This is a genomic window from Paenibacillus sp. NN59 (assembly GCF_057597225.1).
Genome location: NZ_CP199678.1, coordinates 2919472 through 2940663, shown reverse-complemented (window position 1 = coordinate 2940663; position 21192 = coordinate 2919472). Strand labels below are relative to the sequence as shown.

Sequence of the window (21192 nt, the reverse complement as noted above, 5' to 3'; positions counted from 1 at the left end):
AGAATTAGAATATCGTTTGCTTTTAAGGCTGTCAACCATTCTTTTGTCCTATTTCATCCTCCGCCTAATATGACAAAAAACGCGTATTCCACATGCTCTATGCAAGTGAAATACGCGCCTTTTAGAATACTTTGGTCGTCCAGGATTCACAGTTCCATGTGTCTGTCACGACGTCACGGTAAAATTCAGGTTCGTGTGAAATCAGCAAAATGCTGCCTTTGTACGCTTGAAGCGCACGTTTTAACTCATCCTTCGCATCCACGTCCAAGTGGTTCGTCGGCTCGTCAAGCACAAGCAGGTTGGTCTCATTGTTGATCAGCTTGCAAAGACGCACTTTCGCTTTCTCTCCACCACTGAGAACTGCGACCTTACTCTCGATATGTTTCGTTGTCAGTCCGCATTTGGCAAGTGCGGCACGAACTTCAAACTGGGTATAGGAAGGGAACTCCTGCCAGATCTCTTCAATACACGTATTGTAGTTGGCATCCTTCATCTCTTGCTGGAAGTATCCGATCTCCAGATGTTCTCCGCGCTGGACATTGCCTTCCAAAGGCTGAATTTCACCCAAAATGCTACGCATCAGGGTAGTTTTACCGATACCGTTCGCACCAACAAGCGCAATTTTCTGGCCGCGCTCCATACGCAGATCAAGCGGTCTGGACAACGGTTCGTTATAACCAATAACCAGGCCTTTCGTTTCAAAAATAAGCTTGCCTGACGTTCTCGCATCGCGGAAGTTGAACTGTGGCTTCGGTTTCTCCTTGGCCATCTCGATAACATCCATTTTGTCGAGTTTCTTCTGTCTGGACATCGCCATATTCCGAGTGGCAACGCTGGCTTTGTTACGTGCTACGAAGTCTTTCAGGTCTGCAATCTCTTGCTGCTGACGCTTGTACGCCGATTCCAGCTGTTGTTTCTTCATCTCGTAGACTTCCTGGAAGTGGTTGTAATCGCCCACATAACGCGTCAGGTCTTGATTTTCCATGTGGTAAATGAGGTTGATTACGCTGTTCAGGAACGGAATATCATGCGAGATGAGAATAAAGGCATTCTCATATTCCTGCAGATAACGTTTCAGCCATTCAATATGCTGTTCATCCAGATAGTTCGTCGGCTCGTCGAGGAGCAGAATATCCGGTTTTTCCAGCAATAGTTTGGCGAGCAATACTTTGGTCCGTTGTCCACCGCTCAGGTCATTAACGTCCTTGTCCAGACCAATGTCGGTCAAGCCCAGACCACGCGCAGTTTCGTCGACTTTGGCATCGATCATGTAAAAGTCCTGGTTTGTCAGTGTATCCTGAATTGTACCTACATCCTCAAGCAACTGCTCCAGTTCCTCTGGCGTAACGTCGCCCATCTTGCCGTACATGTCATTCATTTCCTGTTCCATGTCAAACAGGTATTGGAATGCGCCGCGCAGCACATCGCGAATCGATTGTCCTTTGCTGAGTACCGCATGCTGGTCGAGATAACCTACACGCATACGTTTGGACCATTCCACTTTACCTTCGTCTGGCTGTAGCTTACCTGTAATAATATTCATGAAGGTCGATTTACCTTCTCCATTCGCCCCGATCAGACCAATGTGTTCGCCTTTAAGCAAGCGGAATGAAACGTTGTTAAAGATAGCACGATCACCAAAACCGTGACTTAATTTTTCTACATTTAATATGCTCATTCATGACACCTTTTCTATATAGACTTAATTCTTTGTATATTATAAGCGTTATCTGCCGCACAACTCAACGCCCTATTTAAAAAATGTGATGTTCGATTTGCCTTATCCCGGCGTATGCGGTAAAATTTTGCCTTAAACGAATTACAACCATTATATAGAACGGAGCTCTCAGCGAGAGCATCAGGTGAATGTCATGATTGAAGTAAAACAGTCCAAGCTGGGTGACGGCGGTGAGTTTAATCGCGGGGTATTTGCTACAGTGGATATTGCAAAAGGTCAACTGATCCATCAGGCCCCCGTGGTGCCTTATCCAAATGAAGATCACGAGCATATTGAGAAAACAATTCTGGAGGATTACGTCTTCGAATACGGTGCTAATCATACCGCGATCCTGTTAGGATACGGCAGTCTGATTAATCATTCCTACGAGCCTAATGCCACGTATGATATCAACTTCGAAAATCACACCTTTGATTTCTATGCTTATAAAGACATCAAGGCTGGCGAAGAAATCCTCATTAACTATAACGGCGAAGAAGATAATATGGACCCGCTATGGTTTCTGGACGATTACGAAGAACGTATGCGAGAAATGCAAGACAAGGAAGAACAAGACAACGAGCTCACTCAAGAACCAGAACAGAAGTGACCAGACCAGTACAGAGGCAAATTTATTCTAAAATGTAATATAGTGCTACCTCTAATTGCTCATCGAGCCATCCTATGAACGTACTTGAGCATTTTCTGCCAGAATACAATTTTTCGCTAGCTGCCTCATGAAGCATTCATTGAATGTAATGTTGATATTTGACCATAAGAAAACCGCCTTTGTTGAAAAGGCGGTAATTACAATCGTGTCCCGTTAGCGCAACGACTTACTCTGTTGAATTCCGTGTTCGTAGATGTAAAGCGGCGTCTGAGAAGGCGGATCGTACCTTATCGCGACTATAAACGCCAAAATGGTGTTGATAGCCATAGCCTCTTAGCCGGAACGAAATAATGAACCTAATCCGACAGTGCCCGCATGATATTGGATTTCGCTTCTGCCGCAATCGTTTCATTCCCGTCATCGATCGCTTGCATTAAGATCAGTATAGGTATGTATACAGCGATCAGACGCGCCAGCAACTTCGTTTCCTCGTCCGCTCCTCCGTACGTTTCAAAAAACACGCCGCGAGCGTATGGTGGTAAAAAGCTATAAGCAATGCTCAAATCGCAAGCCGGATGACCTACACTCAGATCCCCCCAATCAATGATGCCGGAAACGATCCCTTTCTCATTCACAAGCATATTTTTGAAATGAAGATCTCCATGTAGCACTTTATTCACGGCCTTGACACGGTCCTGTGGCAGACTGCCAATATATGCTTCGATTGCACCGAACTCTTCCGGCGACAAGTGTTCGACTACCTTCGATAGAAAACCCTCCATTTTCACTTTGCGCGATGCGATGTCCGTCAAGTTTCGATGATCTTGCTGAACTCCGCACTCCAGCGCCGCCTGCACCGGAAACTCATGTAATCTCCGCAAAAATTTCGCCAGCGTCTCTGCCGATAAAGCCCGGCGTTCTTCCGCCAAACCAATTGGGAAATCTCCTGGCACGTGGGCATAGCCAAGAAATGGTGCCGGGTATTCGTCACTTGCTTCGCCATAGAATAACGGTTTCGGATAAGGGATGGTCAAATATGCATCCAGCTTCGGTAGCAGCTTCCCTTCCATACGAATCGGACCAACTGCAAACGTTCTTCTTGGAAACCGGAACACGTACTCGTCACCGATGAGAAAAACCGTATTGTCCCAGCCCCATCCCAATCGCTTCACTTGCTTTGATGACAGCTGAGGGAATTGTCTGCCGATCAGCGTCTGCGCCTGCTCTTCATTAACCTCCCACTCCGCATCCCATACATTCGTTTCCCCCATAAATTGTCTGCCTCCTCGTTTCTTACGTTATTTAGATGTTTACATTCCCTGAAAGTTACGCATAACTGCCCTTTAGCTTAACAAGAAGAAGCAGAAAACCGAAGTTTTTTTATTCTTACAATCGAAGCAATCCTTCCATTTCTTCAATTGGCTGTGGTAGCTGTTTACATTTTGGATAGGGTACACGCCTTTCAGGCGTTGTTCTCCGTCGGATTTGAATCGGTAATGAGTCATGGCCTTCTGAATTCGCATATGAGTTAAATGCCCTCCATCATCCATCCGATAAAACGAACCTTCATACATCTTCTATACATTTTGATTCACTGATTCCCTTACAGAATCTATTCTCTGCGTTTACCCGCTAATTGGTGGATCGGTATGCAAGTCTGCATCTGGTGGAGTATAGGTCCATCTTGTAAAAGCAACCTCAAAGCCTGCCCGTTTAGGCGAGCAAAGGAACGGTCCTGCCTGCTTATTGGTTGGATAAGCAAATCTCGCCACTCGAATCGTACGCCAAGGATGCTCATCTGTACGCGCACGAATGACAACGGATTCCTGGTGATACGATGCACGAATGGTAACGATTCGTCCCCCCCACTCCGGTACAGGTGAGAGTGACCAATCTGAAAATTGATCTGTGACAACAGCGCCCACATGCACAATGCCATCATTGACTTCAACCCCGGCTTTAATCCACTGATGTTCTCCATGCCACAGCATTAATCCCGCCTGATCATATAATTCTGTAAAAGAACTTAGATCAAACGAAACTTCAACAGCTTGTTCCCCATCCCACGGCGCAAGCAAGGCATGGCCATTTCGGTGACAGAAACCATAGAACGTCTCTTCCCAAAAATCGCTGCCCTCCTGAGCCTGTACAATCAACCTCTCTCCATCATGTTGGGTATAGACAGGCTCGGTTGTCCAGCTTCCTCGTTCAAGGTTTGTAAAGTTGACGGACATCTTCATTCCCATCCTTTCTGCTTCGTCTATACATGTAGGAATTCGACGTATCCTGTACATTTACCTTGTAAACTACCTCATAATCTACCTTATATGCTTCACTTATGCTCTTACCTCTTGTAATAATAGATTATGCAATGATCTGATACTCACCAAGATTTTCTCATGAAATTTCTCCACTATGCTACTCCATCATCTGTTTTGAAAACAAGCGCTCAATGGATCGTGGTTGATTACCCGTTACGCGAATAACAGTATCCGTTACCTGATCTTCTCTTCCTTCCTCTCTAATATGAGTGTCCAAACCTGCAAGCATTATCGCATAATTCTCAGGCATCCCTACTTGAATCATCTGGTTTCTTAAAGTCTCTTCCGATAACGATTCATGCTGGATTGGCTGATTTAATATTTCACTGGCTTTCTGCGCCACCTCTGCATAGGATAACGATTCCGGTCCCGTTATGATGTGCTCTCTATTATGAGGCACAGTATCGGTTAGGGCATGAAAGGCAACAGCTGCTATATCGTCCGCACTTACAAAACCGATTCTCCCCTCACCCGTTGCACTATATATTTTGCGAAACTGGGCAATCGACTGTCGATGAGGACCCTCCGTGAAATTTTCCATAAAATAAGAAGGACGTAACACAGCCCACTCTGGCGCAAGCTTTTTCAAGGCTTGATGTACTTTGCCAAAAACGGGCCCTTCTTCATCGACAGATGCACTTCCCAGCAACACAAAACGCTTCACTCCACTCCATATCGCTTCCTGAATGAAAGGAAACATCACTTTCTCTGGATTCATATCCATCTGTGGCACAACAAGATAAATTTGATTAATACCCTTTAGTGCTGCGCCATATGTCGCAGGATCATACCAGTCAAAGTAGACATGATTCCCACGAGAATCTGTGGACGACGGAAGCTTTCTTCCAGCCAAACGTACCGGATAACCTTGTTTCTGTAGCTGTGCAGCCACTCGACTTCCTGTCTTGCCACTCGCTCCGGTAATGAGTGTAAGAGGTTTCTCATTGCTCATCTACAACACCTCCCATTTCCGATTCCATTACGACAAGAGGATTCCAATAGTCTCTGTAATGCGTAATTTTGTCACCATCATAGCTGACGACAGAAATATATGTTTGATTGTATGGCTTCCCTGTACTCAGAAATACGCCTTCACAAGTGAATTCTGCTACAAATCGTTGTTGGTCTGAATCGATTAAAATGGTCGGTTCGCTAAATTGATGAATTTTGAGAAATTTAAACAACGCATTCACATGATTGAAAATGGCTGATTTCCCTTCCAGCCGCTGCGGATAACCCGGAGGTGAATAAGGAAATTCAAAAATGGCATCCGTGGTAAACAGCTCTGCCCACTCATCAAGTTTCCCCTCAAGCAAAAGCCCTGTGAAGTGTTGCATGATTTGCTTGGGCACATTTTGCTCATTGTCCACCTCTTGTTGTTCTTTCATTTTAAACCCTCTCCTTTTCGGACTAATCAGTCTAGAATAGTTAAAAAAATAAACGCTTAAGGCGTTCATTTATTAATCGTTTAATCCAAAACCTTCAAAGTCGTTTGCACAAGTTCCCGCATTTCTTCCTCACTAGCACCACTCTTCGCCGTATATGTGAACGAAAGCCTTGAATAGTTAAGAAACCGTGCGATACGATGCAGTTCTTCTTCTTGTAACTGTAACTCTCCCGTATTGCACCCTCGTAAAAGTGCTGTGTAAAATACGTTCTCCATCCAGCGATTATTCGCCTGTATAAACGCAGCGATCTCATGTTGCTGAGGTGCCTGTTCTATCGCGCTGTTAATGATAAAACATTCGTTGCGCCGATCCGGATCGGCTAACACGTTCACCACCTCTTCAAACAATTGTTGCATACCCTCACGTACACTGCCGCTTTGTTCTAACAGTTGTGTCGATGCTTCTGTTTTCTGCTGCACATAAAATTTCAGAGCAGAGACAAACAAATCATGTTTTGTTCCGTAGGTGTCATAGAGGCTTTGCCGGGCAATGCCGAGTTCATTAAGTAATACCGTTAACGAGGTCCCTTCATAACCATAAGCGCCAAAAACAGAAGTCGCTTTTCGTAATACTTGTTCTGTGTCAAACTCTTTCGCTCTTCCCAACTGGTGTCCCCACCTCCTCTTCGTTAAACACATCTTACACTTTCCAGACTGATCAGTCAAGAAAATGAATGATTTAATTTTCGACAAAGTGGTATAATGGCATTACAGGCTGAATGTTCCTTAACCATTTATGACGAGGTCAATATATAGAGGAGTGAAGCGATATGCATATGCAAATTACTGATCTGGCGGCACAACGTTTAACAACAAGTTTGAATGATCAACCGGGTTATTTCAAAGTATTTTACGATATGGAAGGCTGTGGATGTAACGGTGTTGTCGTACTGCTGATTGTTGATGAACTGGCTGCGCTGGATGAGCAGATTGAAACCAACTTTGTTCCATTCTACGTGGACCCCAAACACCAGCTTAACCTGGAATCAAACATGAAGCTGGATGCACAAGAAAACTTTCCTGCCTTTACTTTGAGCAGTGATTCGGGTGTAATCAGCAGTAATCTCAGACTCCGGGATACACGTGCTGCCGCAGTAGGTACACCTAGTGCGGAAAATGCATGTACACTATCCTAAACAGCAGGTAAGCAGAGTATTGTCACCCTTGTAGGAAAGCCTGCAAAGATGATTTTTCCAGCTTTCTCAAGCACCAGATGCTTGGAGCAACTTCTAATGATCATGAGGAACCTTATTTAGCTCCAAAATAGTAAATTGAAAATCTAACGATCACCAGTAACGTTATTTAACCTGAAAGCAGTATTTGATTATAAAAATGGGCTTTTTTCGTAGAATAAGCACTGTGGTGATCGTTAGATTTTTTACAGTTTACTGGGTAAAAGCCTCGAGTTACTCGCTTAAATTGTTTTACTTGCTTGTGCCTTGAATTTGCTGATGAATAACTTGGCCCTCCCTGTTTATTCCCTTTATACTCTATATTTTGTGCTCTTTATGTCTTTACTCACTTTCATCTTTTTCCTTTCTCCCCCACCGTTTACATTTCTCCTTCCAGCATCTTTTGCCCGGTAGCAACCGATTTTCTAGGACCTTCATCCTGAAATATGCGATATTCGAACTTTCATCTAATTTCCCAATAAAATAGATTCTAGCAAACTTTGTTTACAAGTCGGAAACATTTGGAGAACCTATGGACATAATCCTCCAGTATACTTGGTTTATAGATTAATATATTCCAAGGAGGAATTCCCATCATGTCATCATTTACTCGCAAATCCATCATATCGACACTTCTGGTTGGCTCAGTGCTTGCAAGCACAGCGTTTACTACACTTCCAATCAACCAAATCTTTAACCCGGTTGCCTCTGCGGCAAGCTCAAGCTTCTCTCAATTTCTGAGAGATAACGCACCAAGCCGTACCGTTACGACCTCTAGCAAAGGCGTTGCTACCGTGACGAACCTATCCAGCACTGTTGTGCTTGTGAATAAAAAAAGAAACCTACCATCCACTTACGAGCCGAAAGATCTGGTCGTTCCTAACATCCCATTCAGCTTCTCCGGCTCAAGTCCCAAGAAACAGATGCGTAAAGTCGCAGCAACAGCAATGGAGAAATTGTTTGCCGCCGCGAAAAAGGATGGTATCGATATCAAAGCTGTATCCGGCTACCGTTCATATGCTACGCAGAAAGCAATCTTTGACCGTAATGCCAGCATCAAAGGCGAAGCTGTTGCTAACAAAACAAGTGCTCGTCCAGGACAGAGCGAACATCAAACCGGACTCGCCATGGACATTTCCAGCGCTTCGGCAGGTTATGATCTTCAGCAAAGTTTTGGCAACACCAAAGAAGGCAAATGGCTGAAAGCCAATGCCCACAAATACGGTTTTATTATCCGTTATGGCAAAGATCAAGAGAAGTTAACCGGATATTCATATGAGCCTTGGCATGTCCGTTATGTTGGTGTCTACATTGCTGGCGAGATTACTAGCCAAAAATTAACTTTGGAGCAATATTTGGAACGTGCAAAATAAGCTCTCGGTCGGCAAGCAGCTTAGTAACTCAACCTCTTCATTTGCAGATCGATACCTGGAGAACGGGGCACACTCGCCCCTTCTCCATATAAATTACAAGATAGCTATAGTTCCAGGAAAGCATCTGTGCACCAATGTATTCTGAGAAAGTGTTCTTGATTGCAGTCACGTATCCCACACGGTTACAGATCAACTATTCAACATTTTTTAGACTCCAGCAATACGCCGAATCAAAACAGGCAACCGTTTTACACCTTCGGTACCCGCCCAGGAACTTGCCCCTGCCAGTAAATCGTTGTGGCTCAGATAAAAGGCTGTTTTGTATACAATGTAACCCAGTATGATCTCCACCACCACAAACTTTTTAAGGGCAGAGGATTCAAAGACATAAACCTGGAACTCACGATGCCGCCAAGCTGATTTTAATCTGAGGATGAATGATCTCATGACTCACCTCTGCTGTTTTCTACTAGCGTATGGCGAGCATATCTTGTCTTATTCAAAAATAATACTTACATAAAGTAATTAAGTATGTTATATTCACTTTATAAGCAAGCAAACTATACATAAGTGAGGTAAACAACATGAGCGAACTGGACCAATTGATTAAAAACCGAAGATCTGCTGTTATTTTTGAAGAGGGAATTGAAATTTCAGAGTCCGAACTGGAAGAAATGTTTGCTTTGAACAAATTTGCGCCATCCGCGTTTAACCTGCAACACACTCATTATCTTGTATTGACCGATGAAGCTCAGAAAGAGAAAGTATATCAGGCTTCTCAGCAGTACAAGGTGAAAACAGCTTCTGCGGTCATTATCGTGTTAGGGGATGTCAATGCACATCATCATATTCGCACGATTAACGAAGGACTGCTTAACTTAGGCGCACTCACGCCTTTTCAATACGAGCAGGAATCACAAAGTGTTATCGAATTCTACGAAACTCGCGGCAGATTTTTCCAACGTGAGGATGCCATCCGTAACGCCAGCCTGTCAGCGATGCAATTCATGCTGATCGCTCAGGATCGTGGCTGGGATACTTGTCCGATGATTGGATTTAACGCTGAGGAACTGCAGCAAAGTCTTAACATTCCGGATCATTATGTACCTGCGATGATGATTACCATTGGCAAAAAATCAGAATCCAAACAGCGTCCACGCGGGTATCGCAAACCCATTCATGAATATGTTAGCTTTAATAAAATGAATGCCGAATAACTGTTATCCGATCTTTTTCCTAAAATAAAAGTGCTTTAAAAGCCACGACTTCGACTTCGTGGCTTTTTCGTGTGTAGAACTTAATCAAGTTACTGACTGCCTTAATAGCCTTCTTAACATTCCGTTGTTTCAATACGTTTCATATATTAACTCATCCGAGATCTGGAGATCGCTATCGAATTCCGCATAGATATAGAGCTGCCCGGCTGGCGTATCGCCAGCATCAAATCCCAACTTTAAAATGCCATCTGCTTGAAATTCTACATCTGCCAGCGCCAAAGTATTTACATCCTCGTCTGGATGAGCGTTACCAATCATATGAAGCGCCCGTTCTCGCAGGACATGCCATTGTTCCCAAGCAGCTTCGAAAGAAGCGGACAATGCATCCATACCGGCCTTCGTTGAAATTTGTGCCGTAACTCGCAGTTCTCTTCCTTCCTCCTGCAAATTCATATGATATATCGTCGTTTCGTTATCATATTGAAATGTACCCATGCCTGGGACTTCATGATCCGGTTCAATGATGAGATTATCACCGTACTGCATGCGCTCCATACTGCATGCGCTCCATCTTGGAATTACAGCTCACGTCAAGTGATTTTAACTTATTTTCAGAACAATATAGTTCCGCAAGTTCGGTATTATTACGTAAATCCAGTTCACGAATATGATTATTGAAACAACGCACACTTTCCAGACGGTGATTGGAACGGAGATCCAGACTTTTAAGTTGATTGTGGTGACAGCGAAGCTCTAGTAAAGCGGGACAGCCAGTGACATCAAGCTCAATAAGATCATTGCTCGAACAATCCAAATAAGTTAGATGCTCATTACTTACCATATCCAGTGAGAAAAGTGTGTTGTAGCTGCATGCAAGTCTTTGCAATTGCTTTAGATGCCCTACTTTCAGTTCAGAGAGCAAATTCCAGTTACATTCAATCGCTATCAGCTTATGATTCTGCGAAAGTTCCAGTTTACGCAAACAATTAAAGCTACAATCTAATGTGTCAAGCTCTGTATTGGAGTTCAACTTCAGCTCAACAATTTGATTTTCTCTGCATAATAACGTTCTCAACTTCAGATTATGTTCAACATTCAGACTGACCAACGCATTATATGTGCAATCGAGCACCTTGAGTTCCGTGAAATATTCAATGCCTTGAAGATTTTTCATACCTACTTTGGGAAGCTCCAGGGTCTCCACTTCACTCACATCCTGTGCCCGAATATAACCCCGTTGATCACAATAATTCGCTAATATGTATTGCTTGAAAAGTTCATCTGTAAAGGCGTTTGTAATATCCATTCCATCCATATTCATCATCCATTCTCCTCCCTAGTCAATTTCACACGTTCACTATGTAAATGTCGTATCATGCCTATTTTATGAGTTCTTTGGGTGGTTTACAATGCTACCAGACTATCATTTTCACGATTCCTCATACGGCTGAGGGTATTCAGGAAACCTGGAATGAGATGATTCCACAGTTGCTTAGACTTCACATGTTTTATCCCAGACTTAGTCTTATATGCTCCCTAATGACTGAATATAAACAGAAAAGTGACTTCCATTGAAGTCACTTTTCTACGTTGCATCTGTTATTGATTTGACTACACTAGAATTGCACTTATACTTTCATCGTTAACAGACTATGCATTTCATATTAAAATGCCCAGTTTCCTTTGCGGAATACCGGCTCAATCGTACCGTCCTGTAACTCCCCGTCGATGTCCAGTTCCGCAGAACCAATCATGAAATCGACATGTGTCAGGCTTACATTGCATTCATGTTTCAACAGTTCTTCATTCGACATCGATGTGCCACCCTTCATGGTGAACGGATACGCACTTCCGACAGCCAGATGACAGGATGCATTCTCATCAATGCCCGTATTATAGAAAATACGATTCAGATTCGAGATTGGCGAATCATGCGGCACGAGCGCCACTTCTCCCAAGTAACGAGCCCCCTCGTCTGTCGCAAACAGGTTCTTCAGATGCTCTTCGCCAGAAGCCGCTGTATACGCAACAACCTGACCATCTTTAAATGTAATTCGCATCTGATCTACCAGCTGTCCGTTCAGATTCAGCGGCATCGTGCTACTAACATAACCGTTCACACCGCTACGCTTCGGCATCGTAAATACCTCTTCTGTCGGCATATTCGCGACGGTGTAGACCCCTTGTTTGTTTTCACTGCCGCCACCGCCCCAGATGTGGTTGTCTACCAGTTCAATTTTCAGATCCGTACCTGGTGCACGATAGTGCAAACTCTTATAATTTTTCTGATTGAGTAACTCACTCATTTTGTTCAACGTCTCAATATGCTCTTTCCAGTTCTGTACAGCATCTCCGCCGTCCACACGATTCATCTTGAAGATGGTATCCCACATCACGTTGATGCGATCTTCCTCAGGAATGTCGGCAAACACTTTATTGGCCCAAGCTTTGGTTGGCGCTTTGATCAGACACCAGCTGATGTCATGGTTACGTGTATATTTGGAATATCCTTTGCGTGCCTCTGCTGCCGCTTTGGTTGCACGGGATACTTTGGTCGCTTCGATTCCGTTGTACAAGTCTGGGTCAGGAACTTTAATTGTCAGTGTTGCTCCTCCAGCTTCGGCGAAACGTTCCATCATGTCGCCTTTCCACTTCGGATAATAGTCAAAGCTATCATCCGAACCATGCTCAAACCGGCTACGTGTAATATTATCGTCCTCGAAATCGACTTGTACATAGTTAGCTCCGGCCGCGTAAGCTTTTTGGGCGATTAGACGTGTAAACTCCAATGTTTCAATCGGTGCTGTTACCAGTAGGTCTTGTCCCTTCTGGATATTCACACCAACCTTGACGACCAGTTCAGCGTATTGTTCCAATGATGTTGCAAAAGATTGTTCAAACGAGCTCATGTTAGGTTCACTCCTGCTTCGGTAAGATTTCAAATTGCTGTATTCTCAAACTTCATCAATCAAAAATGTTATTTCATCTTTAGCCTCTATATCACTCTATACACAGTCCGCAAACTAACCGTTGCGTTTTTCCTGTTCACGGAGTTCAATGCGGCGAATTTTACCTGAGTTGGTCTTGGGTAGATCCGTTACAAATTCAATTTTGCGTGGATATTTGTAAGGTGCTGTCCATTCCTTCACATGTCTTTGCAGTTCATGCGCGAGTTCCGATGAAGCCTGGGAAGGGTCTCGGAGCACAACAAAAGCTTTGACAATGTTGCCCCGAATTTCATCCGGACTTGCAACGACAGCACACTCTTTCACACTCGCATGTTTCATGAGCGCTTCTTCCACCTCAAACGGCCCAATGGTATATCCCGAACTGATGATAATATCATCACTGCGGCCTTCAAACCAGAAGTACCCTTCTTCGTCTTTGCTTGCCCGGTCACCTGTGACAAAATACTCCCCGCGCTGGTTCGCTTCCTTGCGACCCTCGTCCTGATAATAAGCACGGAACAGCGCTGGCATGTCTTGATGCACAGCAATATCTCCAACCTCCCCAGCAGGTAGAGGTTGTCCATCTTCACCGATAATCTCGATCAATCCCGGGGTAATGGACTGACCCATCGAACCTATGCGCACAGGCGCATCCTTCAAACTGCCAATTAACAGCGTGCTTTCCGTCTGTCCGTAACCATCACGGATGGTGAGATCGAAATGGCGCTGGAAGATTTCAATCACTTCCTGATTCAGCGGTTCTCCCGCCGATACAGCGCTACGAAGATGGGATAAATCATAATGTCCGAGATCATCCGTTTTTGCCATCAGGCGGTATTCCGTCGGTGTACAGCAGAGCACGTTAATCTGATGCGCCTGCATCAACTCCAGGTAACGCTTCGGCTGGAATGAGCCGTTGTATACCAAACCTGTTGCCCCTCTTCCGAGTACCGACAGGAACGGGCTCCAGATCCATTTTTGCCATCCAGGTGCTGCTGTTGCCCACACCGTATCTGTCGGCTGAATATCCAGCCATAACGTGGATGCTATCCGCAGATGTGCATAACCCCAGCCGTGGCTATGTACGACGCCCTTTGGATTGCCCGTCGTGCCAGAGGTATACGCCAGAATAGCCATATCATCACGGTGCGTCTGAACAGCAGCCATTTCATCCGGCTGATTCTGCATCAATTGATGTACGTTAACCCAGCCTTCTCCAGGAACACCATGGTCTTCGTTAGGTGATGCAACGATACGATGGGCAAGTGCTGGCAGGTCGGAATCCATTTTCTCCACTTCTGATGTGGTCTCAGACCATACAATGACTGCCTTCGCCGATGAATGCCGCAGACGGTATTCCAAATCTTTCGCACGTAGCATCTCCGAAGATGGAATCACAGCAATGCCAAGTTTCAGACATGTAATATATATCACATAAGCGATAATCCGGCGTGGTACCATGACCAGCACCCGATCTCCTTTCGCCAAACCAAGTTCACGCAGTCCTCCAGCCAGACGGTTCGCCTGTTTTAACAAATCACCGTACGTAATCTCTTCTACTTCTTTCTGATCGCTGAGCCATCTAAGTGCAATCCGGTCTGACGGGTGATTCTCCATCTCGGATGTCAGGTTATAGTTTTCAGGCGCAATCCACTGTTCAAAATTCAAATGGAGCCTCTCCTTTATCATTCAAATATATATAAATTGAATAGGTTTACACATCCACTACGATGACAGAATAACCTTCCCATCGCTGTTATCCCCAGATTTTTTTGATTCCCTTTTCTAAAGGGAAAATCCGGTGATAAAGGCGAATCTTATGCTTACGATGTAGCTTTCTTACAGAAAGCTTTTAACTTCGCTTCTCCAGGTTTTTTCTGTCCTCTCCGTTTACGTGTAAAAAAGTTCATTTATATAGCTTCTTTATATTATACATCAAATCCTATGACCAGGTACTATGAACAACAACCTTTTTATCATAAGAACGCGACTTTCTCATTCTATTCGTGATATCTAGAGGTCACTTTCTTTGGGAGTCATGTATGCTGAGGGGTTCAATGCTTCACTCTCGATGACAATAGCTGTTAGACCGATCTCTGATATGGTTTCATGCCATTCTCCGTTTTCCCAAAAAACAGCTTCTCCCGCTTTTATTTCGATAAAATCATCGTTCCCGCTTCGGACCCGTCCTGCTCCTGTCATAATGAGCATTAGTTGCGGTGAATTCGCCTGGTGGTATCCGACCACACCATTAGCGGGGATATGCATACAGCCTATATGCGCGTTCCCACTCGTTTGAATGATTCGCGACATCACAAAGTCGGAATCAAATTTCGTGATCTGTTTGCCGCTCTCTTGATCAAATCGATAAAACTCCATGATGCATCTCCCTTTCTTGCTCATCTGATAACCTAATAACGAATCATTCCAGTATAAACCTTATGCTACTCGATACGCCAGTTCTTCCCTTCTGAACATAAAAAGTACCCCTTCTCTATAAAGAGAAAAGGTACTCAATATAAACATTACCTATATAAGACGTTTACCAAGGAATATTTCCGATGCCGTCCAAAATCGTATCGATCTCACTCAGGTCTGCGGCTGTTAATTCAGGAGCCTTGAGTGCAGCAACATTTTCTTCAATCTGCGATACTCGGCTGGCTCCGATCAATGCGGACGTTACACGGTTACCACGTAATACCCAGTTGAGTGCAAGTTGTGAAATCGTCTGTCCTCGTCGTTCTGCCACGGCTTGTAGCGCTTCGAATTTCGCGATACGTTCGTCTGTATAAGATTCTTTCTTTAGATTACCTGTAGGATTGGCCCGTTCCGCTTTGATTTTGTCCACGTATTTGTTCGTCAACTGACCTCGACCGAGTGGGCAAAACGCAATAGAACCTACACCTTGCTCGTCCAACACATCTTGCAAACCCTCTTCAATCCAGCGATTCAGCATGGAATAATTCGGCTGGTGAACAAGACAAGGTGTTCCGAGCCCGCGCAGAATCGTCACCGCTTCCTGCGTCTGTTGTGCATTGTAGTTGGACAAGCCCACATATAACGCCTTACCTTGCCTTACGATGTGATCCAGCGCTGTCATCGTTTCTTCCAGTGGCGTGTCTGGATCTGGACGATGATGATAGAAAATGTCTACATAGTCCAGTCCCATTCGGCTCAAGCTCTGGTCGAGACTGGCAATCAAATTTTTACGGGAACCCCACTCGCCGTAAGGGCCGCTCCACATATGGTACCCTGCCTTAGAAGAGATCAGTAGCTCATCCCGGTAAGGACGCAGATGTTTGTGGTAGATCACGCCAAAGTTCTCTTCTGCTGACCCTGGAGGTGGCCCATAGTTATTCGCCAGATCAAAATGATTAATACCGAGATCGAACGCGCGTAAAATCATTTGTTCCTGAATATCCAGCGTGCGATTGCCGCCAAAATTCTGCCATAATCCCAGCGCAATCTGTGGAAGCTTAATTCCCGATTTGCCTGAGCGAGAATAGCTCATATCATCATAACGTTGTTCATTTGCAATATAAGGCATCGTGAATTCACTCTTTTCTGTAAAGTAGGTTAAGCCCAGCCGTTAATACTCTTTTATCTTAGTCATTTTTCTGCATAAACGATATGGTTTATCACTACATTGATATGTAAAAATGATCGTTATAGCTAAACTTATACTTCAATTTAAGTACCAATTACAATTATATATATGTTAAAATGCAAGAATCAATTGATTCTCACAGGAGTGGACGTAATGATTACGTATATGTTCAAAAACACGCATTTTCAGGAGTTGCAGCTCCTTCATTATGGTACTGAAGCCTGCACGCCCGGGCACCACTTCGGCCCAGCAATGAGGGATTACTATAAAATCCATTATGTCCTGAACGGCAAAGGCACGTTTGAAGTTGCAGGGAAGACTTATCAACTACGTAAGGGGCAAGGCTTCCTGATCGTGCCACATTTCGTGGTACATTATAAAGCTGATCAAGATGATCCATGGGAGTATAGCTGGGTTGCATTTCAGGGCACGCATAGTGCTTCCTTTTTACAACAAGCCTCTTTATCGGAACAACAACCCATCTTTGATCTCGGTGACGAAGACGATGAGATGCGCTCATGTCTGCACCGCATCATCCATTCTCGCACGGCTTATAAAGGCTGGGAGATTAGTATGACCGGATGGCTCTATCAGTTTTTTGCCATTCTGATTGATCATTCGCATGACGAGAACGTTCAGCCCACTGCAGAATACGGCAAAGAAACATATGTAACCCAAGTGATTGATTTTATCGAGATGAACTATGCCAACGCCATTACAGTGCAGTCCATCGCCTCTCACATCGGCTTGCAGCGAAGTTATCTGTGTTCACTCTTCAAAGATCAGATCGGAAGCAGCATTCAATCTTATCTCGTCCATTATCGTATGCGCAGAGCAGCCGAGCTGACGCTCGATCTTAGCCTGAGTATCGGGGATATTGCCCGTTCCGTCGGATATACAGACCAACTTCTTTTCTCCAAAATGTTTAAAAAAGTGCTGGGTGAAGCTCCCACCTACTATCGAAAACACAAAACAGCACCTTCCCCATGAACCCATGTTAGGAAGGTGCTTACCTATTATAAGATTATAAGATCTAGACGTTTTCAGGCATGGCAATGCCGACAACCTGCACTTTAACTTCTTTCACGATTACGCCTGCCATCTGCTCCACCGCTTGCTGTACGTTATGTTGCAGTTCCTGGCAGACCTCGTGCATCTTGCGGCCATATTGCACATTAATGCGCAATTGAATGGACGCTTCATCATTTTGAATATGAACGTCAATTCCTTTTTGCAGACTTTTACCGCTGATGCTCTTGGCGAGACCTTCCGTCAGCCCAACAGACATGGAAGACACTCCTGGAGTGGTTTGCGCGGCCATGCCCACAATTTTGGACACGACATCGTTAGAAATATGAATGGTTCCAAGCTGAATCGCTGGAGGTGCAATATATTCCGCTTCGGTTACAGTTTTTTCAATGATTTCAGACATAAGTTCCTCTCCTTATGATCTTTTTTTGTTGTTCTAAGTATGGATGTTATCCCTTCTATTCTACCACGGTTTACGCACAGTTACATTTCTGCCCTCTAGGCGTGCTCACACAGGATAATAAATAGATATTAACCAAAATCAGGGCCAGTGCAATGCTGAACCGGACAAATGCATTACCTTTAAACAATAGATTTATCGCCGTTCTTCAGCTTTGAATTATTCTTTTCTCTATATATTAATATTTACTATATATCAAATCCCTTCATTCCTGCTAATTCCTCTATCTTAAATCTTTCTTAACTAAAAAAGAAAACCCTGACCTACAGGCCAAGGCTGATAAAACGCAGTGAAATGTATAAGGTGCACTGCTAATTTACACGAGCTTCGAATACATATGACGCAGATAGCGCCAGCGTACTATGGCAAAGAAGATAAGTTGCATCGTGACAAACACCATAAATACGCCAAGGCTATGATCTAGAATCGAAAACTGAACCATCTGATACAGCGCCGTAAATGCAACTGTACTGTGAATCAAAGCCACGAGAAGCGGCAGGAAAAACATCAGCACGAGCTGTCTTGTTACAATTTTGCGTAGCTCCGGGTGGCTAAGCCCCATTTTACCAATCATGCGATACTGTGCCTCATCTCGCTCCAGATCTGCATACAGCCTGAAATAGGTGAAGCTCGCCGCGAAGGTGAAAAACACAATACCGATCAATCCACTTACGATGAGAATGATGCCATTGGTTTGTTTGTTATTCAGCCAGTCTACGACAAGAGAAGTGAACTGAACATATCCCTTCTCCGGACGGTCTTTTTCAATAGTATCCAGCAATTCCGAAGCAAAACTGCGTGTCGACATCCAGTCTTTTACCACAAAAAATGTCGTCTGATCGGAGTAAAAATCAACATCCATCTTAATCTCTGCAATGTATGCTTCTCGAATCTTGGAATACAGGTCATCAGAAACAACGTAGACGCCCGCCTCACCCTCCATCGGAATCACGATATCGGTTGCCGGTGGCAACATCTGCATTTGTAAATGCTGCTGTTCACCAACATACAAGTCAGCGGAGTATGGGTAACTGTCCTTTTTCGTATCTAACAGTTTATTGCGTGCAGTAATATTGGGTGCTGTATTAAACGCCAGATCATTGCGATCCAGCACCCGTTCTTCATAACCAAGTGCTTTGGCAAGACGGTTATATGAACTCAGTTTGATGATGTAGTTGTTATTGTTCTCATAGAGAGGCTGGTAACTACCTTTTACATATGGAACTTCGCGATTAACCAGCGTCTCTTCAATTTTTTGGATCTGACGATCAACGACTGCAGAATCCGTAAAGCCTGAATTTGTATACGTAAAAGCATATGGATTCGTCATGGAAGACAGCCTTGGGTCACCTATAGTCAGCATGCTGCCAATGCCCGTAAACGCAGAAGCCGAGATAACACTGACCATAAAAAACATCACGGCGTTATCTTTCATGCGATAGGTAAGCTCGGACAGAAAGAGCAGATTGGTCTTGCGGTAAAACAATCCTTCTTTCTTTTTCAATGCCCGAATGACATATACACTCAGCTGCGTGAACAGAAGATACGTACCTGCAATTACGCTGAGCACACTGCCAAACAATAAAGGGAAAATATATGATCCCCACGCGAAAATAAATACACCTGTATACCCTCCACCAATCAGCACAACCGAGAGCAGCGAGAGCAGCGGGGATGCCTTAGGTTCAGGTTTTGGTTTTTCCTCTGACTTCACGAGGTCAATTAACGTTCTCTTACGAATCAGCAATGAGGATGACAGAGCAATGACTACAAAAAGCACCAGAAACGCTCCGGCTGTCAGCAGAATTCCTTTGAGTGGAAAGTAAAATCTCAGACTGTTCTCCACCGCAAGCATGGAACCACAAATAAGCAAAACCAATTTACCAAATATGAGTCCAAGTCCGATACCTGCCACGATGGAGGCTAAGCCGATACACATATTTTCCATAAATAAAAGTCGGTTCATCTGTTTTCGAGTCATGCCGATGATCAGGAAGATACCAAACTCCTTCTTCCGAGTCTTCAGAAATGAACCGACCGAATACAGCAGAAACAGGAAAGAGAATATGAAAATGATGATTTCAGCAATCATCAGGCCTTGGTTCGCAAGCACCGTCACCGTCTGGGAAGAACCTTTCAAACCATCTTGTAAATCCGGGTGGAACAGCAGCAACGCATAGATAAAAAAGATCATAACCGAGAACGTACTGCTTAGAAAATGAGCTAAATAAATTCGTTTGTTTCGAACAACGTTATTAATGGCGAACTGGCGAAAATTCATGTCCAGAGCCTCCCATCAGGGATAATACGTTTATAATCTTTTGATAGAAGGCCGCGCGGTTATCACCGTAATGAATTTCGTTATATAATTGACCATCCTTAATGAAGACCACTCGGCTACAGTAACTAGCTGCCACAGCATCGTGGGTTACGAGCAACATCGTCGCCTGATCCTCTCGATTGCGCTGTTCAAGAATCTCCATCACATCCTTGGCAGCCTTGGAATCCAGATTTCCCGTCGGCTCATCCGCCAGAATCAGCTTGGGAGAATGGATTAACGCTCGAGCGATCGCTGTCCGCTGTGCCTGTCCGCCCGATATTTCATACGTGCGTTTGTTTAAAATTCCTTCAATCCCCAATTTGTTAGCAAGCTCCACTACTCGCGCATTCATCTCCCGAACGGAAATACCGTCTAATGTTAATGGGAGCACGATATTTTCCTTCACCGTCAGTGTGTTAAGCAGGTTGAAGGATTGAAAGACAAAGCCTAGTTCTCTGCGCCGGAACAAAGCCAGCTGATCCGACCCCAGATCAAATGGATTCTGACCCGCAATTCGCAATTCCCCTGACGTCGGATGATCAATGGTTGAAATCATGTTCAGTAATGTTGTTTTGCCACTACCGGACGGCCCCATAATGCCCACAAACTCTCCCTCTTGGATACTAAGATCAATCCCTGACAAGGCTTCATAGGATACAATCCCTTTATAAATTTTGCTGATCTGTTTGACGGAACATATCTCCATACGTACAACTCCTTTAACGATTAACGTCTAATTTTAATTTCTAAGTACTTATCTTCTTCGCTAACCTTCTGACTACAGTCTACCCGAAACTTCACTCATTCTCCTATGGGTTAACCTTTCACCAACATGACAATATTGTAAGATTCCGTACCCGTCCCCCTCAGAAATCGCAAGAAAAAGACGCCTTCCTCCCAGCACAGCAAAAGGCGTCGTTATTTCACATGTAATTCATATTCAACTTCATATATAAAATCAGGTCTAATTA

21 protein-coding genes and 1 pseudogene are annotated in these 21192 nt (G+C 44.2%); 5 read left to right on the top strand and 17 right to left on the bottom strand.

From position 1 onward, the window contains the following. Positions 1 to 121: 121 nt before the first annotated feature. Positions 122 to 1678 (bottom strand): ABC-F family ATP-binding cassette domain-containing protein, encoded by a 1557-nt coding sequence (locus ACT89M_RS13180; protein WP_154958728.1) that lies wholly within the window; start codon positions 1676 to 1678, stop codon positions 122 to 124. Positions 1679 to 1871: 193 nt separating this feature from the next. Between ACT89M_RS13180 and ACT89M_RS13175 the strand changes: the two genes are divergently transcribed. Next, positions 1872 to 2327 carry an SET domain-containing protein gene (locus ACT89M_RS13175; RefSeq protein ID WP_308721878.1) on the top strand — a complete coding sequence of 152 codons (456 nt, stop codon included), beginning with the start codon at positions 1872 to 1874 and terminating at the stop codon, positions 2325 to 2327. Between the two features lie 356 nt (positions 2328 to 2683). Here ACT89M_RS13175 and ACT89M_RS13170 read toward each other — a convergent pair whose 3' ends face one another. From ACT89M_RS13170 to ACT89M_RS13145, 6 genes and pseudogenes are all read right to left on the bottom strand, one after another. Further along, positions 2684 to 3598 (bottom strand): phosphotransferase, encoded by a 915-nt coding sequence (locus ACT89M_RS13170; RefSeq protein ID WP_154958730.1) that lies wholly within the window; start codon positions 3596 to 3598, stop codon positions 2684 to 2686. 135 nt (positions 3599 to 3733) lie between these two features. Continuing rightward, positions 3734 to 3869 (bottom strand): annotated as a pseudogene (locus ACT89M_RS13165) (IS1595 family transposase); the annotation flags it as partial. 83 nt (positions 3870 to 3952) lie between these two features. Continuing rightward, positions 3953 to 4567, bottom strand: a complete 615-nt coding sequence (locus tag ACT89M_RS13160; RefSeq protein ID WP_487345283.1) for a DUF1349 domain-containing protein — start codon at positions 4565 to 4567, stop codon at positions 3953 to 3955. Positions 4568 to 4745: 178 nt separating this feature from the next. After that, on the bottom strand, positions 4746 to 5600 hold the full coding sequence (locus ACT89M_RS13155; RefSeq protein ID WP_154958732.1) for an NmrA family NAD(P)-binding protein: 855 nt from the start codon (positions 5598 to 5600) through the stop codon (positions 4746 to 4748). Continuing rightward, complete coding sequence (locus ACT89M_RS13150; RefSeq protein ID WP_154958733.1) at positions 5590 to 6036, bottom strand: nuclear transport factor 2 family protein; 447 nt, start codon at positions 6034 to 6036, stop codon at positions 5590 to 5592. The genes ACT89M_RS13155 and ACT89M_RS13150 overlap by 11 nt, the downstream gene beginning before the upstream one ends. A gap of 80 nt (positions 6037 to 6116) precedes the next feature. Next, on the bottom strand, positions 6117 to 6701 hold the full coding sequence (locus ACT89M_RS13145) for a TetR/AcrR family transcriptional regulator (protein ID WP_154958734.1): 585 nt from the start codon (positions 6699 to 6701) through the stop codon (positions 6117 to 6119). A 164-nt stretch (positions 6702 to 6865) separates the two neighbouring features. Between ACT89M_RS13145 and ACT89M_RS13140 the strand changes: the two genes are divergently transcribed. Both ACT89M_RS13140 and ACT89M_RS13135 read left to right on the top strand, forming a co-directional pair. Further along, on the top strand, positions 6866 to 7231 hold the full coding sequence (locus ACT89M_RS13140) for an iron-sulfur cluster biosynthesis family protein (protein ID WP_308721880.1): 366 nt from the start codon (positions 6866 to 6868) through the stop codon (positions 7229 to 7231). Positions 7232 to 7863: 632 nt separating this feature from the next. After that, complete coding sequence (locus tag ACT89M_RS13135) at positions 7864 to 8640, top strand: M15 family metallopeptidase (protein WP_253494887.1); 777 nt, start codon at positions 7864 to 7866, stop codon at positions 8638 to 8640. A 207-nt stretch (positions 8641 to 8847) separates the two neighbouring features. Here ACT89M_RS13135 and ACT89M_RS13130 read toward each other — a convergent pair whose 3' ends face one another. After that, positions 8848 to 9087, bottom strand: a complete 240-nt coding sequence (locus tag ACT89M_RS13130; RefSeq protein WP_154889456.1) for a hypothetical protein — start codon at positions 9085 to 9087, stop codon at positions 8848 to 8850. A 137-nt stretch (positions 9088 to 9224) separates the two neighbouring features. Here ACT89M_RS13130 and ACT89M_RS13125 point away from each other — a divergent pair, with 137 nt between their 5' ends. After that, positions 9225 to 9857, top strand: coding sequence for a nitroreductase family protein (locus ACT89M_RS13125; protein WP_308721881.1), 633 nt, complete (start codon positions 9225 to 9227; stop codon positions 9855 to 9857). Positions 9858 to 9986: 129 nt separating this feature from the next. Here the strand turns inward: ACT89M_RS13125 and ACT89M_RS13120 are convergent, their stop codons facing one another. The 6 genes from ACT89M_RS13120 to ACT89M_RS13095 all read right to left on the bottom strand — a co-directional run bounded on the left by ACT89M_RS13120 (position 9987) and on the right by ACT89M_RS13095 (position 16352). Then, on the bottom strand, positions 9987 to 10412 hold the full coding sequence (locus ACT89M_RS13120; protein WP_308721882.1) for a hypothetical protein: 426 nt from the start codon (positions 10410 to 10412) through the stop codon (positions 9987 to 9989). Beyond that, complete coding sequence (locus ACT89M_RS13115; protein ID WP_487345282.1) at positions 10390 to 11181, bottom strand: leucine-rich repeat domain-containing protein; 792 nt, start codon at positions 11179 to 11181, stop codon at positions 10390 to 10392. Before ACT89M_RS13115 ends, ACT89M_RS13120 begins: the two co-directional genes overlap by 23 nt. A 340-nt stretch (positions 11182 to 11521) precedes the next feature. Next, positions 11522 to 12766: an aminopeptidase gene (locus ACT89M_RS13110; protein WP_308721884.1), complete on the bottom strand. Its 1245-nt coding sequence runs from the start codon at positions 12764 to 12766 to the stop codon at positions 11522 to 11524. A 114-nt stretch (positions 12767 to 12880) separates the two neighbouring features. Beyond that, positions 12881 to 14494: an acyl-CoA synthetase MbcS gene (gene mbcS, locus ACT89M_RS13105; protein ID WP_487345281.1), complete on the bottom strand. Its 1614-nt coding sequence runs from the start codon at positions 14492 to 14494 to the stop codon at positions 12881 to 12883. Positions 14495 to 14818: 324 nt separating this feature from the next. After that, positions 14819 to 15184: a cupin gene (locus tag ACT89M_RS13100; protein WP_308721885.1), complete on the bottom strand. Its 366-nt coding sequence runs from the start codon at positions 15182 to 15184 to the stop codon at positions 14819 to 14821. Positions 15185 to 15347: 163 nt separating this feature from the next. Next, entirely contained in the window at positions 15348 to 16352 is a 1005-nt protein-coding gene (locus ACT89M_RS13095) for an aldo/keto reductase (protein ID WP_308721886.1), read from the bottom strand. A 213-nt stretch (positions 16353 to 16565) separates the two neighbouring features. Between ACT89M_RS13095 and ACT89M_RS13090 the strand changes: the two genes are divergently transcribed. Then, positions 16566 to 17402, top strand: coding sequence for an AraC family transcriptional regulator (locus ACT89M_RS13090; protein WP_308721887.1), 837 nt, complete (start codon positions 16566 to 16568; stop codon positions 17400 to 17402). Between the two features lie 43 nt (positions 17403 to 17445). On the opposite strand, the gene ACT89M_RS13085 is transcribed toward ACT89M_RS13090, so the two are convergent. The 3 genes from ACT89M_RS13085 to ACT89M_RS13075 all read right to left on the bottom strand — a co-directional run bounded on the left by ACT89M_RS13085 (position 17446) and on the right by ACT89M_RS13075 (position 20927). Continuing rightward, positions 17446 to 17844 (bottom strand): Asp23/Gls24 family envelope stress response protein, encoded by a 399-nt coding sequence (locus ACT89M_RS13085; protein ID WP_090923986.1) that lies wholly within the window; start codon positions 17842 to 17844, stop codon positions 17446 to 17448. 373 nt (positions 17845 to 18217) lie between these two features. After that, positions 18218 to 20182, bottom strand: coding sequence for an FtsX-like permease family protein (locus ACT89M_RS13080; protein WP_308721888.1), 1965 nt, complete (start codon positions 20180 to 20182; stop codon positions 18218 to 18220). Next, the gene (locus ACT89M_RS13075) at positions 20157 to 20927 is read right to left on the bottom strand and encodes an ABC transporter ATP-binding protein (RefSeq protein ID WP_253494904.1); all 771 of its coding nucleotides are present in this window, start codon (positions 20925 to 20927) and stop codon (positions 20157 to 20159) included. Before ACT89M_RS13075 ends, ACT89M_RS13080 begins: the two co-directional genes overlap by 26 nt. Positions 20928 to 21192: the final 265 nt, after the last annotated feature.